This window comes from Microbispora sp. H10830 (assembly GCF_014161375.1).
In the GTDB taxonomy this organism is placed as follows: domain Bacteria; phylum Actinomycetota; class Actinomycetes; order Streptosporangiales; family Streptosporangiaceae; genus Microbispora; species Microbispora catharanthi.
The window spans coordinates 95093-115823 of record NZ_JABBWX010000016.1; the positions used below are offsets into that span (position 1 = coordinate 95093).

The following is a 20731-nucleotide window of genomic DNA, read 5'->3' on the forward strand; positions in this document are numbered from 1 at the left end:
CCTCATGAACCCCCTCGATCGGGGTCCCTCTCCTCACGGCCGCCCGCAGGACGGCCCCCTGCGAACGCCGGCTTCCGGGAGGCCGGCGTGACCACGGACGACGAGGTGACCGGCGGCACGCCGGCGGCGCACGACGACACCGACGGGGCGTCCCCCAGCGGGGACGTCCGTGCGGGCGCTCCCCTCACCGGGCAGCCCCGGGCCGTGGTCGCGATCGCCGCCGCGACCGTGGCCGTGCTGCTCGCGGTGAGCCCGTGGTACGGCTACCACCGCGACGAGCTGTATTTCCGCATGCTGGGCGAGCGGCCGCGGCTCGGATACTTCGACACTCCGCCGCTGACGCCGATGATCGCCCGGGTGTCCACGGCGATCTTCGGGGACACGGTCGTCGCGTTGCGGATCGTGCCCGCCCTGTGCGCCGGGGCTCTGGTCGTGCTGGTCGCACTGGCCGCCCGCGAACTGGGTGGCGGCCGTGCGGCCCAGATCCTCGCCGCGGCCGGGACGGCCACCTCCGTGCTGCCTCTGCTGGCCGGTCACTCGCTGCTGACCCTCACTCCCGACCTCGTGCTGTGGAGCGCGGTCACGCTGTGCCTGCTCCGGGTGCTGCTCAGGGGGGACGGGCGTTACTGGCTCTGGACGGGAGCGCTGTGCGGGATCGCGGCGTACAACCGCGATCTGATCGTGGTGTTGCTGGGCTGCGTCGGGCTGGGCGTCCTCGTGGCCGGGCCGCGCGAGGTGCTGCGGGACAGGCGACTGTGGGCCGGTGCTCTCCTGGCTCTGGCGATCGCCTCACCCAACCTGCTCTACCAGGCGACGCACGACTGGCCGCAGTTCCAGATGGCCGACGCGCTGAAGATCGACGAGGGCGCGGACAACCGCGCGTCCTTCTTCCCCCTTCAGCTCGTGCTGCTCGGGCCCGCGCAGGCGGTGGTCTGCGTGGCTGGCTGGCTGCGGTTGTGGCGGAACCGGCGGGTCCGCTCCCTCGCCATCGCCTACCCCGTGGCGTGCGCGCTGGTCCTCTATTCGGGAGGCCGCCCCGACTACACCGGCGGGTTCCTGCTCTACCTGTTCGCGGCCGGCTGCGTCACTGCGGCCGGGTGGCGGTGGAGAAGAGTGTTGGTCGCGGCGCTGGCGGTCGACGCCGTGGTCGCCGTGGTCGTGGCGCTGCCGGTCATCCCGGCGGCGTCGCTCGCCGGTACGCCGGTCGCCGCCATCAACGAGGTGGCCCGTGAGTCGGTGGGCATGCGCGATGTGGCGGCGCAGACGGCCCGGGTGGTGAACGGTCTGCCCGCCGGCGAGCGCGCCGGCGCGGTGCTGCTCGCGGCGAACTACGGCGAGGCCGGCGCGCTGCGTCGCTGGGCGGGCGAGTTCGGGCTGCCCGCGGTCTACAGCGGCCACAACGAGCTGTGGTGGTGGGGACCGCCGCCGGAGGGGACACGGGTGGTCGTCTCCGTCGGCTACCCGCCCGCCGACCTCGCCACCGTCTTCGCCCACTGCGTCCCGGCGGGCAGGCTGAGCGGGATGCCGGGCGAGGAGCAGGGTGTGCCGATCATGGTCTGCCGCGACCCCGTCCGGCCCTGGCGCGAGCTGTGGCCGCGCGCGCGCCACTACAGCTAGTGTCCGACCCCCGGCCTGGGCATCTGCCGCCGCGGTGAGGCAGGATTACGGTGTGTTGCTGATCGACCTTGCCAGGACGTCCGCGGCCGTCGCCGCGGACTCGGCGCGGCTCGCCAAGATCAGGCACCTCGCCGAGCTGCTCGGCAGGGTGGGACCGGACGAGGCCGAGATCGCCATCGCCTACCTGTCGGGCGAGCTGCCGCAGCGCCAGATCGGGGTGGGCTGGCGGAGCCTGTCCGACCTTCCCGAGCCGCGTCAGATCGCCACGGCGACCCTGACGCAGGTCGACGCGCTGCTCGAACGCGTCAAGTCGCAGTCCGGCGCCGGTTCGCAGGCGGCGCGCCGTGAGCTGCTCGGCGAGCTGTTCGGCGCCCTCACCCGGCAGGAGCAGTCGTTCCTGCACCGGCTGCTGACGGGCGAGCTGCGCCAGGGGGCGCTCAACGGGGTGATGATCGAGGCGGTCGCCTCGGCCGCGAACGTGCCCGCGGCCGAGGTGCGCCGGGCCCTGACCCTGCGCGGCTCGCTGCCCGCCGTCGGCGCGGCCGCGCTGCGCGGCGGCGTCGCGGAGCTGAAGGCGTTCCACCTGGAGGTCGGGCGGGCGGTGGCGCCGATGCTCGCGCAGAGCGCGCCCAGCGTGACCGCCGCCCTGGAGAAGGCCGGCACCCCTGCCGCCGTGGAGTGGAAGCTCGACGGCGTGCGGGTCCAGGCCCACCGGTCGGGCGACCGCGTCGCCGTCTTCACCCGCACGCTCGACGACATCACCGCGCAGGTCCCCGAGCTGGTCGAGGCCGTGCTCGGCCTGCCCGGGACCGATCTCGTGCTCGACGGCGAGGTCATCGCGCTGCGCCCGGACGGCCGCCCCGAGCCGTTCCAGGTCACCTCGGGCCGGGTGGCCAGCAGGACCGACGTCGCGTCGCTGCGCGCGACCGTGCCGCTGACCGTCTTCTTCTTCGACGCCCTGCGCGTGGGCGGCGCCGACCTGCTCGACCTGCCGGACGAGGAGCGGCACGCCGCGCTGGAGGCCGCGGTCCCGGCCGAGCTGATCACCCCTCGGCTCGTCACGGCGGACGCCGAGGAGGCCGCGGTGTTCTTCGGCGACGCGGTACGCCGGGGCCACGAGGGCGTCGTGGTGAAGTCGCTGCGCACGCCGTACGCCGCCGGGCGGCGGGGGGCGGGCTGGGTCAAGGTGAAGCCGCGGCACACGCTCGACCTGGTCGTGCTGGCCGCCGAGTGGGGCAGCGGACGGCGCCGGGGCTGGCTGTCCAACCTGCACCTCGGCGCCTACGACCCGGAGACGGGCGGTTTCGTGATGCTCGGCAAGACGTTCAAGGGCCTCACCGACGAACTGCTGACCTGGCAGACCGAGCAGTTCCTGCCGCTGGCGGAGGGGCCGACGGACGACTACGTCGTCACGCTCAAGCCCGCGCTCGTCGTGGAGATCGCCTTCGACGGCGTGCAGCGGTCGAGCCGGTATCCCGGCGGCATGGCGCTGCGGTTCGCCCGGGTGTTGCGCTACCGGCCCGACAAGCGGCCGGAGGAAGCCGACACCGTGGCCGCGGTCCGCGCGCTCATGCCCTGACCGGGAGCCGCTTCACGAATTACTTGATCAGACGGATGGTCAGCGGGTAGCGGAACTCGGTGCCGGCGAGCGCCGACACCCCGCCGACGACGCACAGGACCAGTCCGACGACCCAGATGACCGGCAGCAGGACGAAGCCGACGACGGTGAACGGCAGCAGCACCGTCGCTCCCAGCACGGTGAGGTGGAAGTTGAGCGACTCCACCGCGTGCTTCCTGATGTAGGGGGACGTCCGTCCCGCGGTCACCATCATCAGCAGCGGGCCGATGATGAACAACCCCAGCAGCGCGAACAGGTGCGAGGCCGCCGCCCCGACCCGGTCTCCCCCGTCCGGAACCGCGGCCCGGTACGAGGGCGGCCGGGGGACGTACGCCGGGCGGGTGCCGTACAGGTCGTTCATGATGGGCACGAGATCGGCGTGCGTGCGCGCGGTCATCGCCAGGTGCAGCCGCTCGTCCATCTCGTGCTTGTCGAGCCTGCCCTCGGCGTAGGCCGCTTTGACGTGCTCGACCACCTGCTCGCGGTCCTGGTTGGTAACGCGCAACTGAGGGTGTGGCATCGGGGCATGGCCCGGCCACGATGGTGTCGCTGCCGCGGGCATCACAGCATCGCCTTCCGTCGATCGACTGCTCGGCTCTCTTCGAGTCTGCCTCCATCTTGTTCCGCGTATGCGCCCGCCGGCATCAGGGACATCCCCGACATCGCCCCGAGACCGTCTCCTTAACGCCATCGTGATCCACGGCGATGTATACAAGCACTATGAGATGGCGAGATCGCTACGGGCTCCGGCGGCGCCGGGGTGCCCGCGTGGCCAAATTCGACCGCGAGGCGACCGACGCCGACATCGAGGCCCTCATCGAGTTCGCCAAGACCCGGCGTGGAGTCGAGTTCTACGTCGAACCCGAGACCTTCGCGACCGACACCACCGCGGTGGCCGTGGCCCACGACGGGGAGTGGACCCGTCGCCGTGTCGGAGCTCCCGCGGTGATCGCCAAGGTCGCCAGAGATCTCGCCCTCCCTGTGTACGACGTGCAGCTCACCGGTTATCCCGGCCGGATGCGGGCCTACAACGAGCGCCGCCGACAGGCTCAGGGCGGCGACCCGGTCTGACGGCCGCTCAGGGTCGTCGCAGAGCCGATGCGGAGGCCGGACCGGGCAGGTCCCGGGCCAGCAGTGCGCGCAGCGGCGCGAGCCAGATGGCCCGGGGAGGGCCCATCTCGTCGTCGAGTTCCTCCGGTGTCGGCATGCGGTCGCGGAGCATGGCGGGGGACATCATGTGCGTCAGTGCCTGCCGGAGAAGGTGCGCCATCGAATAGCCGGGGTCGGCGGCGAGCGCCCGCTCCAGCGCCATCCCGGCCAGCGCGCACTCTCCCCGATGCCAGGCGGCGGCCGCCAGAAGTGAGGCCGCGGGCGCGACGTGGCCCGGCTCCAGCCGGCGGGTGAGGTCGCGCCACAGCGCGACGTGCGCGTCACGGTCGTCCATCAGCGCCCAGGCCTCGTCGCGCACCCTGACCACGGCGAGGTCGAGCCCGAGCCGGGCGGCGCCCTCGTCGTCCAGCCGGCCTCCCGAGTCGTACAGGCCGATGGCCCTGCGCACCCGCGCCAGCCCCTCGGCCACGAACCGCGCGGCCAGTTCGTCCGCGACCGGCCCCCCGGACTCGGGCATCGTCCGCAGATCGGCCATGACGCGGGAGGTGGCCTGCCGCATCGCCGCTCCGCCGCACCGCTGGACCGAGCGCCGCAGACTGCCCCGGTCGGGCAGGGCGACCAGCCCGTGCATCACGGCCTCGGCGGCGACGTGGCTGCGCTCGGTGTCGTACGGCGTGCCCTCCGCGGGACAGCAGCTCGCGCTGCCGCAGGAGTAGGACCAGTAGCGCCCGCCTTCGGCCCGGAGGCTCTCGGCCACCCGGATGCCTCCGGCGCGCAGCAGCCGGGCCACCGTGTCGACGGCGGGGGTCACCAGGGCGCCGGGGCCGTATCCGACGACGAAGACGGCGGTCACCGCCTCGCGGCGTAGCAGCGCGACCAGCCGGTCGAGGTCTCCGGAGGCGACCGGCAGGTCCCAGCGTGTCGTCAGCCGCACCTCGGGGCCGGCAACGCCGGCCACGACGAGGCTGTCGGTGGGGTGGAACCCGACGAGGTAGGGCACGGCGGCGAGGATGTCCGCCGGCGAGGAGAGCACGAGCTTCGGGATCGTCATGGCCGCAAGCCTCGCCGGACGACCGCGCCCCCAAGACGGCCGAAGCGCGTTCTGGGGACAGCCGTCCCCCTGTGGACAACCCGGCAGCCGGAAAACCGTTGGCACCGGGCCGGGCGCTCGGCCTACACTCGGCGCCATGTCTCTGCCCCGGATCTCTTAGCTCGGACACCCGCTTCCACGCCACCCGTGTGTCCTTGAGCTTCTCCGGAGCATCAACAAATGATCACCCTTCGCGGTGTCGACGTGCGCGTCGGCGCCCGTCTCCTGCTGTCGGACGTCACCGCCCACGTCGCCCCCGGCGACCGCGTCGGCCTGGTCGGCCGCAACGGCGCGGGCAAGACCACCCTGTTGAAGACCCTGGCCGGCGAACTGCAGCCTGCCGCGGGCGCCATCACCCGGACCGGCGAGGTCGGCTATCTCCCGCAGGATCCCGCGGCGGCCGATCCGTCCCTCTCCGTCGCCGCCCGCATCCTGTCGGCCCGCGGCCTCGACGAGGCCGAGCGCGCGCTGCGCGCCGCCGAGGCGGCCATGGCCGACCCCGCCGAGCAGGAACGGGCGATGCGGCGGTATGTCCGGGCCGAGGCGGAGTTCGAGGCCCGCGGCGGATATGCCGCGCAGGCCGAGGCCGCCCGCATCGCCGCCGGGCTCGGCCTGCCCGACCGGGTCATGACCCAGCCGGTCGGCACCCTGTCCGGCGGGCAGCGCCGCCGCGTCGAACTCGCCCGCATCCTGTTCGCCGGGCAGGGCACGCTGCTGCTCGACGAGCCCACCAACCACCTGGACGCCGACTCCGTGTCCTGGCTGCGGTCGTTCCTCGCGAGCCGCACCGGCGGGCTGGTCCTGATCAGCCACGACACCGCGCTGCTCGGCGACACCGTGAACAGGATCTGGCGCCTCGACGCAGACCGGGCCGCGCTGGAGGTGCACAACACCGGCTGGCGCACCTATCTGGCCGACCGCGACGCCGCCGAGCGCGGACGCGCCCGGCAGCGGGCGGTCGCGGAGCGCAAGGCCGCCGCACTGCACGCCCAGGCCGACAGGATGCGCGCCGGCAAGTCGACGGCCGTGCGGGCCAAGGAGATGGCGCGCCGAGCCGACCGCATGCTGGCCGCGGTGGAGCCGGTCCGCCGCGCCGAGAAGGTCGCGCGCATCCGGCTGCCCGAGCCCGCCCCCTGTGGACGCACCCCGCTCGGCGCGATCAGCCTGACCAAGGCGTACGGCGACCTGCGGGTGCTGACCGGTGTGGACCTGGCCGTGGACCGGGGCAGCCGGCTCGTCGTGCTCGGTCTCAACGGCGCGGGCAAGACCACGCTGCTGCGGATCCTGGCCGGGCGGGAACGCCCCGACTCCGGCCGCGTGGTGCACGGTCCCGGTCTGCGGCTGGGCTACTTCGCGCAGGAGCACGACACCCTCGACCCGGCGCGCACCGTCGCCCAGAACCTCGCCGCCGCCGCGCCGCACCTGGGCGACGGCGAGGTGCGCCGGATCCTCGGCTCGTTCCTGTTCACGGGGGACGACGCGGGCAAGCCCGCGGGCGTGCTGTCCGGCGGTGAGAAGACCCGTCTGGCGCTCGCCACCCTGGTCAGCTCGCAGGCCAACGTGCTGCTGCTCGACGAGCCCACCAACAACCTCGACCCGGCGTCGCGGGACGAGGTGCTGGCGGCGGTCGCCTCTTACCAGGGCGCCGTCGTGATGGTCACCCACGACGAGAAGGCCGTGGAGGCCCTGCGTCCCGACCGCGTCCTGCTGCTGCCCGACGGGGTCGAGGACATGTGGAACGCCGGTTACGCCGGTCTCGTGTCCCTGGCCTGACCTCCCGGCGCCTGACCTCCCGGCGCCTGATCTTCTGGTGCGGGCGCCGGCGCCAGCCGCATGCGGACGAGCATGGCGGCGCCGGCGACCGCGCCGGGCATCGCGACGACGCTGACGAGCGGCACCAGGAACGCGAGGAAGAGCGGCACGCCGAACCCGAGCGAGACGGACAGGTTCGACCGGAGCAGGGCGAAGCGCTCCTTGCGCCGCAGACCCCGGCGTTCCATCGCCAGGGCGGTCAGTTCGACCGTGAGGAAGAACCCGGAGACGAACGCCCCCACCACGGGCACCACGGTCTGTCCGACGACCGGCACGAAGCCGAGCACGAACAACGGCACGGAGAACAGCAGGACCCACCAGAGCGTGACGAGGCTGTCGCGGATCGACCGGAACAGGGACGCCCAGAAGGGCAGGTCACCGCCGCCGGGAAGCCCGCCGAGGTCCTCCTCGACCCGCTCCGACAGCTTCTCGTAGAACGGGTCGCCGATCACGAGCGTGACGGCGGTGAACGTCAGCACGGCGAGCGCGAGACCCGCCACGAAGATCATCACGCCGACCAGCGTGCGGAACCCGTCGCGCCAGCCCCAGTCGTCCGCGAACGGCGTCGCCCAGGCCGCCACGTCGGTCGCGTGCGTGCCCAGCCAGACCAGCGCCAGGGCGTAGAGCACCAGGGCGATCAGAGCCGGGATCAGCCCGAACACCCACCAGCGGGGATGCCGGGAGACCCACCCGAGACCCCGGAAGCAGAAACCGATTCCCTCGGCGAGACCGCCGACGCCGCGCCGTCCGGCGGGCCGCCCGATGCCACTCATGGCGGGCAGGCTAGCGCCACAAGGTCGTCACAGGCACGCCCAGATCGGCGAAAAGGCGGCGAAGCAGGGGCAGCGAGATGCCGAGCACGTTGCCGTGGTCGCCCTCGATGCCCTCCACGAACCAGCCGCCCAGGCCGTCGAGCGTGAACGCCCCCGCCACACGCAGCGGCTCCCCGCTGGCGACGTACGCCTCGATCTCCCTGTCGGACGGCGTGCCGAACCGCACCACGGTCGCCGCCACCTCCGACACCCTGCGGCCCGCGGACACGTCGACCACGCAGTGCCCGGTCAGCAGCCGGCCGGTCCTGCCCCGCATCATGTGCCAGCGGTCCTTCGCGTTCTCCGGCGTTCCCGGCTTGCCGTACGCGACGCCGTCGAGTTCGAGCACCGAGTCGCAGCCGATCACGATGCCGTCGCCGAGCGTCCGGGAGACGGCGTCCGCCTTGGCCACGGCCAGCTTCAGGCACAGCTCCCCGGGGGTGCCGGCCGTGATCGCGTCCTCGTCGACGCCGCTGACGATCACCTTGGGATCGAGCCCGGCCGCCCTCAGCACACCGAGGCGGGCGGGCGAGGCCGAGGCGAGCACCAGTTCCGTCACACGGTCAAGCCTAGTCGCTTCTACTATGTCTGACGTTTACCGATCACGTGCGGGGGATGCCGGTGTCAAAAGCCACGGTCAAAGAGCGTGCGCGCTACTGGTTCGACAACACCATGTCCAGGGGCACGGGCGCCCTCATCGGCTGGCTGGCCCTGGTGTCGGTGGTGCTCATCGTGGTGGTCAGCGCGCTGACGGTGTGGCTCACCCCCGACGAGGCGCTCCGGCACGACGGCTGGCCCGGGGTGCTGTGGCTGTCGCTCATGCACGCCCTCAGCCCGGGCAAGATCGCCGGCGACGCCGGCACCGCGCCCTTTCTCGCGATCATGCTGGGCGCGTCCCTCGGCGGCATCTTCATCGTCAGCATCCTCGTGGGCGTGCTCTCCGCCGGTCTGCGCGGCAAGATCGAGGAGCTGCGCAAGGGCCGCTCCCGCGTCATCGAGAGCGGCCACACCGTCATCCTCGGCTGGTCCGAGCAGCTCTACACGATCGTCTCCGAACTCGCGAAGGCGCACGCCAGCCAGCACGGCTCGGTCATCGCGATCCTGGCCGACAGGGACAAGCCGGCCATGGAGGACGCCATCCGGGCCCGGGTGGGCGACACGGGCAGGACGCGCCTGGTGTGCCGCACCGGCCGGCCCACCGAGCCGACCGACCTCGATCTGTTGAGCCTGAGCACCGCGCGAACGATCGTGGTGCTGTCCCCCGAGAAGGAAGACCCGGACGCGCACGTCATCAAGACCCTGCTCGCGCTGGCCAAGCGGGCGGGGGAGCATCCTCCGGTGGTCGCCGCCATCGCCTCCTCGCGCAACATGGCCGCCGCCCGGCTGGCCGGAGGGCCCGGCGTCCACCTGGTCGACAGCGACGACATCGCCGCGCGGCTGATCGTGCAGTCGTCCCGGCAGTCCGGCGTGTCCGTCGTCTGCATGGATCTGCTGAACTTCGACGGCGGTGAGATCTACCTGCGCCGCGATCCCTCCCTCACCGGCAGGTCGTACGGCAAGGCCCTCGACGCGTACGCGACCGCGACCGTCCTCGGCCTGCGCACACCCGGCGGTGTGGTGCTCAACCCGCCGCCGGACACGGTGATCGGGACGTCCGACGAGATCGTCGTGCTCGCCCAGGACGACTCGCTCATCCGCCTGGCGAACGGAACGGCTCCCGCGGACGAACGGCACATCGTCCCCGCGACGGCCCCGGCGGCGGCCCCCGAGCGAACCCTGATGCTCGGCTGGAACGGCCGGGCCGCGCGGATCATCCGCTACCTGGACGGCTACGTGACCCCCGGATCGGTGCTCGACGTCGCCGGCGACCACCCCGGCGCCGGCGCCGGCCTGGCGGACCTGCGCAACCTGACGGTGAACGTCAAGGAGTGCGACGGCACCGACAGGTACGCCCTGGAGTCCCTCGGCGTCGGCGTCTACCAGCACGTCATCGTGCTCTCCGACGACCGGTACGATCCCCGCCACGCCGACAACCGGACGCTGATGACGCTGCTGCAACTGCGCGACATGCAGGCGACCCTCGGGGAGAAGTACTCGATCGTGAGCGAGATGCACGACGAGAACAACCGGGCGCTCGCCGAGGTCACCGAGGCCGACGACATCGTGATCAGCGACACCGTCATCGGCCTGCTGCTCGCGCAGCTCGCCGAGAACCCGCACCTCGCCGAGGTCTTCGGCTACCTCTTCGACTCCGCGGGCTCGGAGGTCTATCCCCGGCCCGTGGAGAACTACGTGACGACCGGCGGGCCCGTCGCCTTCCGCACGATCGTGGAGTCGGCCCTGCGGCGTGGCGAGACCGCGATCGGATACCGCGTGGCGGCGAAGTCCGGGAACCCGCCCCACTACGGCATCATGCTCAACCCGGACCGGTCACGGACCGTGACGTTCGCTCCCGGGGACTCCGTGATCGTCCTCGCCGAGCGCTGAGCCCGGTCGTCCCCACGGCTCACTCGCCGAGGCCGGCGCGGCGGGCGCGCACCACGGCCTGCGCCCGGTCGGCCACTTGGAGCTTGGCGAAGACGGAAGTCAGGTGGTTCTTCACGGTCTTCTGGCTGAGGAACAGGGCGCGGGCGATCTCCGCGTTCGACTTGCCGGACGCGAGCAGGTCGAGGATCTCCCGCTCCCTGGCGGTCAGCTCGGGGAACGGCGTGACGTCCGGGCCCGGCGCCAGGAACCTGCGGATGCGCCGGGCGACCGCGGGGCCGTACACGGCCTCGCCCCGGGCGACGGCCCGGACGGCGGCGATGAACTCCGCCCCGCCCGTGCCCTTGAGGACGTAGCCGCGCGCGCCCGCCCGCAGCGCGGCGAACACCGACGCGTCGTCCTCGCTCATCGTCAGCACGAGCACGCCGAGGCCGGGATCGCGGTCGATCAACCGGCGGGTGGCCTCGATCCCCGAGGTGCCCGGCATCACCAGGTCCATCACGACCACGTCGGGCCGCAGCGACAGGGCGAGGGCGACGGCCTCCTCACCGTCCCCCGCCTCGCCCACCACCTGGGCGCCGCCGACCTGTTCGAGCAGCGCCCGCAGGCCGTGCCGCAGCAGCGGGTGGTCGTCCACCAGCAGGACGCGCACCGGCGCGGCGGCCGCGGAATCGGCCGTGGAATCGGCCGTGGAATCGGCCTCAGGGTCGGCCTTGGGGTCGATCACAGCGGCAGCACCGCCTCCACCGTCGTGCCCGCCCCTGAGGCGGACGTCCTGCGCAACACGCCGCCGAGTTCCGCGGCGCGCTCTCTCATGCTGCCCGATCCCACGCCCTCGACGAGCGGCTCGGGCAGTCCCCTGCCGTCGTCGCGGACGCGCAGGACCAGTCCGTCCCGCTCGGTCCGGGCGACGATCTCGATGGTCCGGGCCCGCGCGTGACGCAGGGCGTTGGCCAGGGCCTCCTGGGCGATGCGGTAGGCCGCCACCTCGACGGCGGCGGGCAACTCCGGCAGCGGCTCCGGCACCCGGACCGTGACGGCCGGGCCGGCCTCCACCGCCTCCTCCGTGTCCAGCGCCAGGTCCTCCAGGGCGCCGGCCAGCCCGAGCTCGTCCAGTGCCGGCGGGCGCAGGTCGTGGACGATCCTCCGCACGTCGCCGACGAGGCCCTGGACGAGCTGCCTGACCTCCGACAGCGACGAGCGCACGGCCGGCGACATGTCCGGGGCGGTGGCCTCGATCACGTCGAGCCGTACGCCGATGGCGGCCAAGCCGGGCCCGAGACCGTCGTGGAGGTCACGGCGGAGCCTGCGCCGTTCCTCCTCCCTGGCGATGACCAGCCGCTCCCGCGACGTCTGCACCTCCCTGGCGAGACGCACGGCGGCGAGGGCGACCGCGAGCTGGCGGGCGAGGTCGTCGAGCACGGCCAGGTCGGCCGCCGACAGGGCTTCGCCCGGCGAACGGGGGGCCGCGCGCAGCTCCCCCTCCGCGCGTCCGCCGACCACGAGCGGAAGCCGCACGCCGTCGGCGGGGACACCGCCCTCGGCGCAGACCGGCGTGCCGTCGGCGGCGAGCACGGCGACCGCGGGCAGCCGCAGCGTGTGCGCCACGGTCTCCGCCGCGCGGTCGAGCAGCCGGGTCGGGTCGGCCGACGACTCCAGGCGCTGGCCGAGCAGGGACAGCGCGGCGGCCGGGTCGCCCCGGTTGCCGAACAGCAGACGGCCGACGGCCCGCTGCGCGGCGTCGCGTGCGGGCGCGAACGCCACGGCGACGACGGCGGTGGCGGCGAGCGGCTCGAGCAGCCCGCTCCCGGTCCGCAGGAGCGTGCCGATCGTGGCCACGGTGACCAGATAGGCCCCCAGCAGCACGACCGTGACCAGCGCGTACACGACGGTGCGCCGGATCAGCACCTCGATCTCGAACAACCGGTATCGGAAGATCGAGACCGCCGTGGCCGCGGGGAACAGCGGCAGTGCCGCGGCCTGCAGCCACACCCCCACCGGCGGGTCGGGCGGCAGCAGGTTGTCGGCGACGACCGAGAGCCCCACCGCGACGACGGCCGCGAACACCGGCAGGAGGCGGCGCCTGTTGTCCGAGCGCGTGACCCGGGTGGCCAGCGCCGCGACCCCCGACAGGGCCAGCCCGGTCACCACCACGCCGAAGGCGACCTCCGCGACGGGATCCGTGGGGACGAACCCGAATGAGCTGGGCACCTCGTGTCCCCAGACCCAGACGCGATCGCGGAGCATGAGCATGATCTGGAGCACCGTCATCGCGGCGACGGCCGCGACCAGCACCGGCCGCCACCGGGGCGACGGCAGCCGTCCGTCGGGCAGCAGCAGTGGCAGCAGCAAGAGCGGCCCGAAACCGGTGAAGAACACCCAGTTCGTCACCCATGCGGCGAGCAGGGCGCCGGGCAGCCCGTACGACTGGGCGTACGCGGCGTATCCCCCGGACAGCGCCTGGAGTGCCAGCCCCGCGCCGCTCAGGCAGAACAGCCGCCCGATGGGGTGCCGTGGCCACCGCGACAGGATCAGCACGCCGACCGCGGGGTAGGTCATGCCGACGACCGCGTCGAGCACCAGATAGGTGCTGTCGGGCACGCGCACGGCCGTGGTGAGCGCGATGCCGGCGACGACGGCCGCCCCGCACAGGACGGGGATCACCCAGAGCCATTGGGGCCTCGCACCGCTTCGCATCAGGACATCATTGGACATTTCCCACTCGAAGGGAATGGGACCAGGGTCCCGTCCCACCCGGGACCCCCTCGGGCCCGGACGCCGGGACGGGAACGGGACCCGGCCCTCAGGCGGACGGGACCGCCGGGGCGCTGGAATCGGCCCATGCGAACGAACACGTCACCCACCGTCCCCGACGAGGCCGCCGCTCCCGCCGCCCGCGAGCCACGGCTCGCCGTATACGGCGTCACCCTGGCCGCCCTCGTGCTGCCCGTCGTGGCCCTCGCCGTCTCACAGGGCGCCGACCTCAACCGGATCGGCGACGCCCCGATCGGCACCCAGATCGCCGTCTACAGCCAGGCGTTCATGCCGGCGCTCGCCGCGCTCGTCGCGTGCCTGGCAGGTGGCGGTGTCCGTGCCGTGGACTGGGGTTTCCACCGGGTGCCCTGGCGCACGCTCGCCGCCGCGTGGGCCGTGCCCGTCCTCGGCACCGGCCTCGCGTACGGCACGGCCTGGCTGACCGGCGCCGCCCGCTTCGATCCGGGCAACCTCGCCGCGTCCACCGGGCTGCATCCGGCGCTCGGCGTGGTGCTCGGCCTCGTTCCCGGCGTGGCGCCGTTCGTGGTCCTGGCGCTCGGCGAGCAGCTCGGCTGGAGTTCCCTGCTCGTCACGAGGCTCGGCGCCCGCAGGAGCCCGGCCGCGACGGCGGTGATCCTCGGCCTGGCCTGGGCCTCGTTCCACTACCCGCTGATGCTGTTCGTGCCGGGTGCGGTGGAGGAGGGCGTGCCGGTGCCGTACGCGCTGCTGATGTTCACGCTCCAGACGGTCACGCTGGCCTTCCCGCTCGTGTGGCTGCGCCTGCGCACGCGGAGCATCTGGCCGGTCCTGGTGCTCCACGCCACGATGAACGCGTCGCTGTACTTCGTGGCCGAGGCGATGACGTCGGCGCACGACAGGTCGGCCTGGATGGTCGGCGAGGGCGGCGCCCTCACCACCGCGGGGCTGGCCGTGGCCGTGCTCCTGACCAACCGCCTGTGGCGGCGCCCCCGCTCGTCCCGCTGACTAGGCCGTCCGGCTCAGGTTCTCGCCGAAGAACCGGGCGATCCTTTCGACGGCGTGATCCACGTAGTTCTTCTTGTCATAGAGGTCGACGTGGCTGGCGCCGTCGAGCCAGTAGATCTCCTTGGGGCCGGTGGCACGCTGGAAGGCGTCGATGCTCATCCAGGACGTGACGGCGCGGGTGCCGACGATCATGAGCAGCGGCCGGCGCCCGATCAGCGGGATCGGCGCGAAGGCGTCGAAGGCCGCCATCCTGTCGATGCTGTTCCAGGTGAGGGAGCCCGCTGAGCGGGGGTGTCGGCCGCGTTCGGTGCGGTAGTACTCGAAGCCCTCGGCACCGTGCTCTCCGCCGAGCGCGTAGGCCTCCTCGACGGTGTCAGGGAAGAGGGTCAGCACCGGCGGTTCCTCGCCCCGGGCCTCGACGGTGCGGGCGCGGGCCGCGGCGTCCAGCATGCCGAGGAACACGGCCGGGTCCTGGGCGCCGTCCGCGCCCAGGCGGAACTGACGGGCGACGTCGACGGCGCTGACGGTGGCGACGGCCTTGACGCGGCGATCGCCCGCGGTGGCCGAGAGAGCGTAGCCGCCGGAGGCGCAGATGCCGAGCACGCCGATGCGCTCCGGATCGACCTCGCCGCGGCTGGTCAGGAAGGAGACGGCGGCCTTGAGGTCCTCGACCCGCTGCGCTGGGTCCTCCAGTCCGCGCGGTTCGCCTCCGCTCTCGCCCTGGAAGGCCGCATCGTAGGCGAGCGCGACGAACCCCCTATCGGCCAGGTGGCGGGCGTAGAGGCCGGCGGCCTGCTCCTTCACACCGGTGCCGGGGTGCCCGACGACGATCGCCGGACGCGGCCCCTCGACCGGGGTGTCGGGAAGGTGGAGATGGCCGGCGAGCGGGATGCCGGCGCTGTGGAAGGTGATGTCGATCTTCGCCATGGAACTCTCCGAGTGGTCAGCCGGCCCGGCACGATGCCGGGCACGTGTCCACAGTCGTCGCGAGCCTGGACAGGCAGAAGCGGCGAGTTCTTGCCTGGGAAAAAACCTGCCCCTCATCCCCGCCACCGCAGGTCCGCACAATGGAGGACATGACCAGCGCATCCGGCCCGGGCGAACTCGGCGCCTTCCTCAAGGCCCGCCGGGCAGAACTGGCACCACAGGACCTCGGCCTGCCCGAGCAGGACTCCCGGCGCAAGGTCGCGGGGCTCCGCCGTGAGGAGGTCGCCCAGCTGGCCGCGATCAGCGTCGACTACTACACCCGGCTGGAGCAGGGCCGTGTCCGAGCGTCCGCTTCTGTCCTCGCCACGCTGGCCCGCGCACTGCGCCTCGACGACGACCAGCAGCGGTACCTGTATCAACTGGCCGGCAAGACCGACGCCCGGCCTCGCAGGCGCCGGCCCTCGCAACGCGTGCGCCCTGCCATGCGGCGCCTGCTCGACCAGCTCACCGCGACCCCCGCCATCGTTTTGGGCAAGCGGCTGGACATCCTCGAGTGGAACGCCTGCGCCGCCGCCTTGTACATCGACTTCTCGCAGCTCCCGGTGGACCGGCGCAACTACCTCTATCTGCTGTTCTCCGACCCGATCATGCGGAGCATGCACCTGGAGTGGGAGCACGACGCCCGCGACGCCGTCGCCGCCCTGCGCATGGAATCCGCGGCCGATCCCTGCGACCCGGAGCTCGCCCGGCTCGTCGGCGAGTTGTCCGTGCGGGACGCCGACTTCCGTACCTGGTGGGCGGAGCGGCGCGTCAACAACGCCGCCTACGGCACCAAGCGCTACCGGCATCGGCTGGTCGGCGACCTCACCCTCGACTGCGACACGTGGAGCAGTCCCGACGGCTCGGGACAGCGCCTCATGGTCCTCACGGCCGAGTCCGGTTCGCCGTCGGATGACGCGCTGCGCATCCTCACCTCGTGGGCGCCCGGGCAACCGAGCGGGAGCCTCTCCCCCACGTCCGGATGACCCGCACGCCACCACCGAGCGGGGTCAGCGCGCCCGCGGGACGCCGACGCCTCGCAGCAGCGTGTCAACCACGACGTCGGCGGCCTGCGCGGCGCTCAGCTCGGACAACTCCTCGGCGGCCTGTTCCATCAGCGGCGGCAGGACGGTGGCCACCCAGCCGGGCGGCAGGTCGGAGCGCAGCAGGCCCTCGTCGGTCGCGCGCCGCAGGAAGGCGTCGACATCGTCGATCAGGCGGCGGCGGCGCTCGCGGAGCGTCACTTCGCGGAGCATTCGGCTCGTTTCCACGGGCCATTTGCGGTTGACGGCGATGATGCCCTCGACGTAGAGATGCAGTGCGACCGCGACCGGGGCCTCGTGCAGCCTGGCGGCCTTGATGACCTCCTCGACCGCGTCGTAGCGCGCTGCGTAGACGGCGGCCATGAGGTCTTCGCGGGAGGCGAAGCGGCGGTAGACGGTGCGGCGGTCCACTCCCGCCGCGGCCGCGATGGCGGCGACGGTCACCGAGGGGTCGTCGGCGAGCATGCGGGCGCCCGTGCTCAGGACGCGTTCCAGGTTACGCGTCGCGTCTGCTCTCACCCGCCCAAGATATCCCTTCACGTAGCACATGGCGGAACTTAATGTCACAATCAGGGAGACATTGTGTCGTTAAGTGCTACAGGTATGAGGCAGTTAAAGCGTCGGTCCGATGACGTGCTCATGATCGGCCATACCGGAGGAAGTGAGGGAAGCGTGGAGTCGCTCGTCTCGACGATGGTGGGCCGGGATGACGTCCGAGGGGAACTGTCCGCGTTCATGACGGCCGCCGGGGGGCGGGCCCTCATCCTGAGGGGCGAGACCGGGGTGGGCAAGAGCGCCCTGCTCGACCACGTGGCCGGCCTCGCATCCGCGGAGAACCACCGGGTGATCCGCGCCGCCGGGGTCGAGGCGGAGGCGGAGCTGCCCTTCGCCGGCCTGCACCAGCTCGTGTACTCGCTGCTGCCCCGCTCGACCGAACTCGGCGAAGGCCGCCGTGTCGTCTTCGACGTCGCCTTCGGGCTGCGCGAGGGCACGGCGCCGTCGGTCATGTCCCTCGGCATCGCCGTCCTCGACCTGTTGTCTTCGGCGGCATCGGAGAAACCGCTTCTGCTGTTGCTCGATGACGGTCAGTGGATGGACGCCTCCAGCGCCGAGGTGTGCGGGTTCGTGGGGCGCCGGCTCACCGGCGGTTCCGTGAAGCTGCTCATCGCCGTACGGTCCGACGTCGGCTCGCGGTTCGACACGGCCGCGCTTCCCGAGCTCCCCGTGGCGGCGCTGTCGGAGGAGGCCGCCGGGCAACTGCTGGACATGCGCCATCCGCAGCTCGACACGCAGACCCGGCGCATCGTGCTGGAGCACGCCATGGGCAACCCCTTGGCGCTCTTGGAGCTGCCCGCCTACCTGGACGGCGGCCACACCGGCCGCGCGGCCGAGGAACGCCTCGGATTCGGCGACGTCCCGCTGTCGCGCCGTCTGCAGCACGTCTACGGCGTCCGCATCGAACGGCTGCCCGGTCCCGTACGCGAGGAACTGCTGCGCGGCGCCCTCGACGGTGTCGGGGCGGGATCGGGCGGCAACCGCGCCCCCGGCGCCCGCTACCGCATGCGCGGGGCCGACGAAGCGGTCGCGGCGGGCCTCCTGGACACCGACCCCGCCACCGGCGACCTCGTCTTCCGGCATCCGCTGGTCCGCACCACCGTCGTCCAGCTGGCGACCCCCAACCAGCGCCGCGCGGCACACGCCGAGCTCGCGCGGGTGCATCGCGACGACGTCGAGCGGCGCGCCCGCCACCTGGCGGTCTCGGTCGTGGATCCCGACGAGGAGGTGGCGGCCGCGTTGGAGGCTGCGGCCGACTCGGCGACCCGGCGCGGCGGCGCGGTCGCGGCCGTGGCCTGGCTGACCCGCGCGGCGGAGCTGAGCGAGAGCCCCGCCGACCGCTCCAGGCGGCTCGGCGACGCCGCCTTCATCGCCGGACATGCCGCGCTCCTGGACCAGGCGCAGCAACTCGTCCGCTCGGACTCGCCGCCGGGCGCGAGCGAGTCCCCCGCCACGGTCGTCACCTCCGCCTACGTGGCGCTGTACGAAGACGGCGACGTACGCTCCGCGCATCGCCACGTCGCGGCGGCGATCGAGAGCCTGCGGAAAGACGGCGTGCACGAGCCCACCGAAGAACTCACCCGGCTGGTGAACGTGCTGCTGGCCGTCAGCCAGTACGCGGGCGACGCCGCGCTGTGGGACCGCACCGGCCAGCTCATGGACGCTCTGGGGAACCGAGTCGACATGCGCTCGGCGATCTACCGCGACGCGTGGAGCGACGTCGTCCGTCACGGCGCGGGCGTGCACGAGCGCGTCGAGCGGGCCTTCACCGGCGTCTCGGAGCTGGAACCGTGGGACGTCACGCGCCTGGCCGTCGCCGCCTACCACGTGGACACGCTGAACCAGTACCGCCCCTACCTGCAGCGGGCCGTCGACCGTGAGGTGGAGACCGGCGCCGTGGCCAACGGCATGACCATGCTGCACCTGATCATGCTCGGCCAGCTGGCCGCCGGCGAGTGGGACGACGCCGAACGGACGGGACAACGTGCGCTGGAGCTGACCACGTCCCGCGGAAACGCGCTGTTCACCCATCACACCCGCGCCTATCTGGGGCTCCTGGCCGCCATGCGCGGCCAGGTCGAGCGGGCCCGGGAGTCGCAGGCCGTCCTGGACGCCTGGGCCCGCCCGCGCGGCGTGGGCTTCCTGACCCAGATCGCCGACGCCATCGGCACGGCGGCGGCGTTGAGCGAGGGTGACTACGAAGCCGCCTATCTGTACGCCATCGGCATCACGCCGCCGGGATCGTTCGAGCGCTGCGCCCATCAGGCCGCACGCACGCTGCTCGACCTGGTCGAGGCCGCCGTGCACACCGGGCGCCTGGAGCAGGCCCGCCGGCACGCCCAGGCCGCATCCGACGCCGGCCTGCCCGCCGTCTCCCCCCGGCTGGCCCTCATCACGTACGGCGCCCTGGCGATGACGGCCGCCGATGAGAAGGAGGCCGAGGACATGTACGCCCGGGCCGAGGCGCACCCTGCCGGAGCCGGCTTCCCGTTCGAGCTGGCGCGCATCCGCCTGGCCCACGGCGTCCGGCTCAGGCACACCCAGGGGCCAAAGGCCGCACGGCCCGTCCTGGTCCGCGCCGCCGAGTCCTTCGAACGGCTCGGTGCCGCAGGCTGGGCCGTACGCGCCCAGGCCGAGCTGCGCGCCTCAGGGTCGCCCGCCCGCACGTCGCTGTCGCACCTGACCACGCTGACCTGGCAGGAACGCCGCATCGCGGAGCTGGCCGCAAGCGGGCTGACGAACAAGGAGATCGGCGAACGCATGCACCTGTCCCCGCGCACCGTCAGCTCTCACCTCTACCGCGTCTTCCCGAAATTAGGCATCACCTCGCGCGCCGCACTGCGCGATGCCCTCGGCAAGGCCCGCGACGCCTGAACCCTCTTCACCACTCCGACGGGTCGGCGCGCACCCCTCGCTCGGCGAGCCAGGCCAGTACGTAGTCGGCGACCGCCCGCCAGCCGCTGTCGACGACCAGCGAGTGGGCCCGGTCCGGGAACTGCTTGAAGCTGCTGGTGGCCGTCGAGTCGCCGTACAACTTGTAGACGGTCCGGGTGACGTGGTCGGGCACCAGCCGGTCCTCCTGCCCCGAGATCAGCAGCAGCGGGCCGCGGCCGGTGTTGCCGTGGTCCACGACCGCCCGCGGGTGCCGCACGGCGCCGCCATGTCCCAGCTCGGCCAGCAGCCGGCGTGACCCGGGGACGATGTGGCGCTCGAACAACTCGGCAGACTCCTGCTCGGTGACCGCGTTGGCGAACAGCCGCCGGAACCTCCCGGCGTCCATCGACACCGGCCACGGCTCCCCGGGCGCGGGAGCGGTCGCGTGATCGACCGGGGCGGGGGCGATGGCGACCGCGGCGCGGCCGGCGTTCGTGCCGAGGAGGTGCTGCGCGATGAGCCCGCCCACCGAGTGGCCGACGATCACGGGCGGGGTGTCGAAGGAGCGGACGATGCGCGCGTAGTGATCCGTGAGTTCGCCGAGCCCCACCTCCTGGAGCGCCTCGGGACGCCGGCGGGCCTCGCCCACCGTGGCGGGCTCTCCAGGCCAGCCCGGCGCGCAGACGGCGAACCCGAAACTGGAGAAGCGCCCGGTCCATGATTCCCACGACGACGCGTGGAGCCACACGCCATGGATGAAGACGACGGGAGTGGGGTTCACGGATCCTCCGGAAAGGCTCAGGACCAGGCCTGACCAAGGATTGTCCGGATGCGCCCGGAGCGGAACAGTCGAATGACTGAACGTTCCCGTCCGCCCTGCGTCACCTCTCCGGCGAGGTCTGCCCGGACACCGCGCTCGGGGGAATGTCTCGCGTGGCCGGCACGGCTGCCGTTCGCGAAGTCTCACCGTCATGTGACTGATGTGCCGGGTTCCCCCGCCAGAAACAGTAAG

The 20731-nt window shown here is 72.8% G+C and carries 17 protein-coding genes; 8 read left to right on the forward strand and 9 right to left on the reverse strand.

Annotation, left to right across the window (positions count from 1 at the left end; genetic code table 11):
• Positions 1 to 87: 87 nt before the first annotated feature.
• The gene (locus HHX35_RS33285; RefSeq protein ID WP_182902626.1) at positions 88 to 1617 is read left to right on the forward strand and encodes a glycosyltransferase family 39 protein; all 1530 of its coding nucleotides are present in this window, start codon (positions 88 to 90) and stop codon (positions 1615 to 1617) included.
• Positions 1618 to 1669: 52 nt separating this feature from the next.
• Positions 1670 to 3196 (forward strand): ATP-dependent DNA ligase, encoded by a 1527-nt coding sequence (locus HHX35_RS33290; RefSeq protein WP_182902627.1) that lies wholly within the window; start codon positions 1670 to 1672, stop codon positions 3194 to 3196.
• 19 nt (positions 3197 to 3215) lie between these two features.
• Here HHX35_RS33290 and HHX35_RS33295 read toward each other — a convergent pair whose 3' ends face one another.
• Positions 3216 to 3755 (reverse strand): DUF1707 and DUF4870 domain-containing protein, encoded by a 540-nt coding sequence (locus HHX35_RS33295; RefSeq protein WP_182902628.1) that lies wholly within the window; start codon positions 3753 to 3755, stop codon positions 3216 to 3218.
• Between the two features lie 200 nt (positions 3756 to 3955).
• On the opposite strand from HHX35_RS33295, the gene HHX35_RS33300 reads away from it, so the two are divergent.
• Positions 3956 to 4306: a hypothetical protein gene (locus HHX35_RS33300; protein WP_139576300.1), complete on the forward strand. Its 351-nt coding sequence runs from the start codon at positions 3956 to 3958 to the stop codon at positions 4304 to 4306.
• A 7-nt stretch (positions 4307 to 4313) separates the two neighbouring features.
• On the opposite strand, the gene HHX35_RS33305 is transcribed toward HHX35_RS33300, so the two are convergent.
• Positions 4314 to 5396 (reverse strand): DUF4192 domain-containing protein, encoded by a 1083-nt coding sequence (locus HHX35_RS33305; protein WP_182902629.1) that lies wholly within the window; start codon positions 5394 to 5396, stop codon positions 4314 to 4316.
• A 219-nt stretch (positions 5397 to 5615) separates the two neighbouring features.
• Here HHX35_RS33305 and HHX35_RS33310 point away from each other — a divergent pair, with 219 nt between their 5' ends.
• The gene (locus HHX35_RS33310; protein ID WP_182902630.1) at positions 5616 to 7208 is read left to right on the forward strand and encodes an ABC-F family ATP-binding cassette domain-containing protein; all 1593 of its coding nucleotides are present in this window, start codon (positions 5616 to 5618) and stop codon (positions 7206 to 7208) included.
• On the opposite strand, the gene HHX35_RS33315 is transcribed toward HHX35_RS33310, so the two are convergent.
• Together HHX35_RS33315 and HHX35_RS33320 are read right to left on the reverse strand one after the other, a co-directional pair.
• Entirely contained in the window at positions 7181 to 8020 is an 840-nt protein-coding gene (locus HHX35_RS33315; protein WP_182902631.1) for an EI24 domain-containing protein, read from the reverse strand. The two genes, HHX35_RS33310 and HHX35_RS33315, sit on opposite strands and share 28 nt — an antisense overlap.
• Before the next feature lie 10 nt (positions 8021 to 8030).
• Positions 8031 to 8618: a nucleoside triphosphate pyrophosphatase gene (locus HHX35_RS33320; RefSeq protein WP_139576296.1), complete on the reverse strand. Its 588-nt coding sequence runs from the start codon at positions 8616 to 8618 to the stop codon at positions 8031 to 8033.
• A gap of 56 nt (positions 8619 to 8674) precedes the next feature.
• Between HHX35_RS33320 and HHX35_RS33325 the strand changes: the two genes are divergently transcribed.
• The gene (locus tag HHX35_RS33325) at positions 8675 to 10546 is read left to right on the forward strand and encodes a CASTOR/POLLUX-related putative ion channel (protein WP_220506193.1); all 1872 of its coding nucleotides are present in this window, start codon (positions 8675 to 8677) and stop codon (positions 10544 to 10546) included.
• Positions 10547 to 10565: 19 nt separating this feature from the next.
• Here HHX35_RS33325 and HHX35_RS33330 read toward each other — a convergent pair whose 3' ends face one another.
• Together HHX35_RS33330 and HHX35_RS33335 are read right to left on the reverse strand one after the other, a co-directional pair.
• A complete protein-coding gene (locus tag HHX35_RS33330; protein WP_139576437.1) occupies positions 10566 to 11195 on the reverse strand; it encodes a response regulator transcription factor in 630 nt (209 codons plus the stop codon).
• A gap of 71 nt (positions 11196 to 11266) precedes the next feature.
• Positions 11267 to 13240 carry a sensor histidine kinase gene (locus tag HHX35_RS33335; protein WP_182902633.1) on the reverse strand — a complete coding sequence of 658 codons (1974 nt, stop codon included), beginning with the start codon at positions 13238 to 13240 and terminating at the stop codon, positions 11267 to 11269.
• A gap of 144 nt (positions 13241 to 13384) precedes the next feature.
• On the opposite strand from HHX35_RS33335, the gene HHX35_RS33340 reads away from it, so the two are divergent.
• Complete coding sequence (locus tag HHX35_RS33340) at positions 13385 to 14281, forward strand: CPBP family intramembrane glutamic endopeptidase (RefSeq protein ID WP_182902634.1); 897 nt, start codon at positions 13385 to 13387, stop codon at positions 14279 to 14281.
• On the opposite strand, the gene HHX35_RS33345 is transcribed toward HHX35_RS33340, so the two are convergent.
• The gene (locus tag HHX35_RS33345) at positions 14282 to 15208 is read right to left on the reverse strand and encodes an alpha/beta hydrolase (RefSeq protein WP_182902635.1); all 927 of its coding nucleotides are present in this window, start codon (positions 15206 to 15208) and stop codon (positions 14282 to 14284) included.
• Between the two features lie 149 nt (positions 15209 to 15357).
• Here HHX35_RS33345 and HHX35_RS33350 point away from each other — a divergent pair, with 149 nt between their 5' ends.
• A complete protein-coding gene (locus tag HHX35_RS33350) occupies positions 15358 to 16233 on the forward strand; it encodes a helix-turn-helix domain-containing protein (protein WP_182902636.1) in 876 nt (291 codons plus the stop codon).
• 24 nt (positions 16234 to 16257) lie between these two features.
• Here HHX35_RS33350 and HHX35_RS33355 read toward each other — a convergent pair whose 3' ends face one another.
• Entirely contained in the window at positions 16258 to 16809 is a 552-nt protein-coding gene (locus HHX35_RS33355) for a TetR family transcriptional regulator (RefSeq protein WP_182902637.1), read from the reverse strand.
• 153 nt (positions 16810 to 16962) lie between these two features.
• On the opposite strand from HHX35_RS33355, the gene HHX35_RS33360 reads away from it, so the two are divergent.
• Complete coding sequence (locus HHX35_RS33360) at positions 16963 to 19719, forward strand: helix-turn-helix transcriptional regulator (RefSeq protein ID WP_220506194.1); 2757 nt, start codon at positions 16963 to 16965, stop codon at positions 19717 to 19719.
• Positions 19720 to 19726: 7 nt separating this feature from the next.
• Here HHX35_RS33360 and HHX35_RS33365 read toward each other — a convergent pair whose 3' ends face one another.
• Entirely contained in the window at positions 19727 to 20500 is a 774-nt protein-coding gene (locus HHX35_RS33365) for an alpha/beta hydrolase (RefSeq protein ID WP_182902638.1), read from the reverse strand.
• Positions 20501 to 20731 lie beyond the last annotated feature (231 nt).

Excerpts from the sequence above, each read along its gene's own strand:
- HHX35_RS33300 (WP_139576300.1), top strand. The coding sequence starts at position 3,956 with ATGAGATGGCGAGATCGCTACGGGCTCCGGCGGCGCCGGGGTGCCCGC.
- HHX35_RS33315 (WP_182902631.1), bottom strand. The coding sequence starts at position 8,020 with ATGAGTGGCATCGGGCGGCCCGCCGGACGGCGCGGCGTCGGCGGTCTC.
- HHX35_RS33325 (WP_220506193.1), top strand. The coding sequence starts at position 8,675 with ATGCCGGTGTCAAAAGCCACGGTCAAAGAGCGTGCGCGCTACTGGTTC.
- HHX35_RS33295 (WP_182902628.1), bottom strand. The coding sequence starts at position 3,755 with ATGCCACACCCTCAGTTGCGCGTTACCAACCAGGACCGCGAGCAGGTG.
- HHX35_RS33310 (WP_182902630.1), top strand. The coding sequence starts at position 5,616 with ATGATCACCCTTCGCGGTGTCGACGTGCGCGTCGGCGCCCGTCTCCTG.
- HHX35_RS33335 (WP_182902633.1), bottom strand. The coding sequence starts at position 13,240 with ATGCGAAGCGGTGCGAGGCCCCAATGGCTCTGGGTGATCCCCGTCCTG.
- HHX35_RS33340 (WP_182902634.1), top strand. The coding sequence starts at position 13,385 with ATGCGAACGAACACGTCACCCACCGTCCCCGACGAGGCCGCCGCTCCC.
- HHX35_RS33350 (WP_182902636.1), top strand. The coding sequence starts at position 15,358 with ATGACCAGCGCATCCGGCCCGGGCGAACTCGGCGCCTTCCTCAAGGCC.
- HHX35_RS33305 (WP_182902629.1), bottom strand. The coding sequence starts at position 5,396 with ATGACGATCCCGAAGCTCGTGCTCTCCTCGCCGGCGGACATCCTCGCC.
- HHX35_RS33345 (WP_182902635.1), bottom strand. The coding sequence starts at position 15,208 with ATGGCGAAGATCGACATCACCTTCCACAGCGCCGGCATCCCGCTCGCC.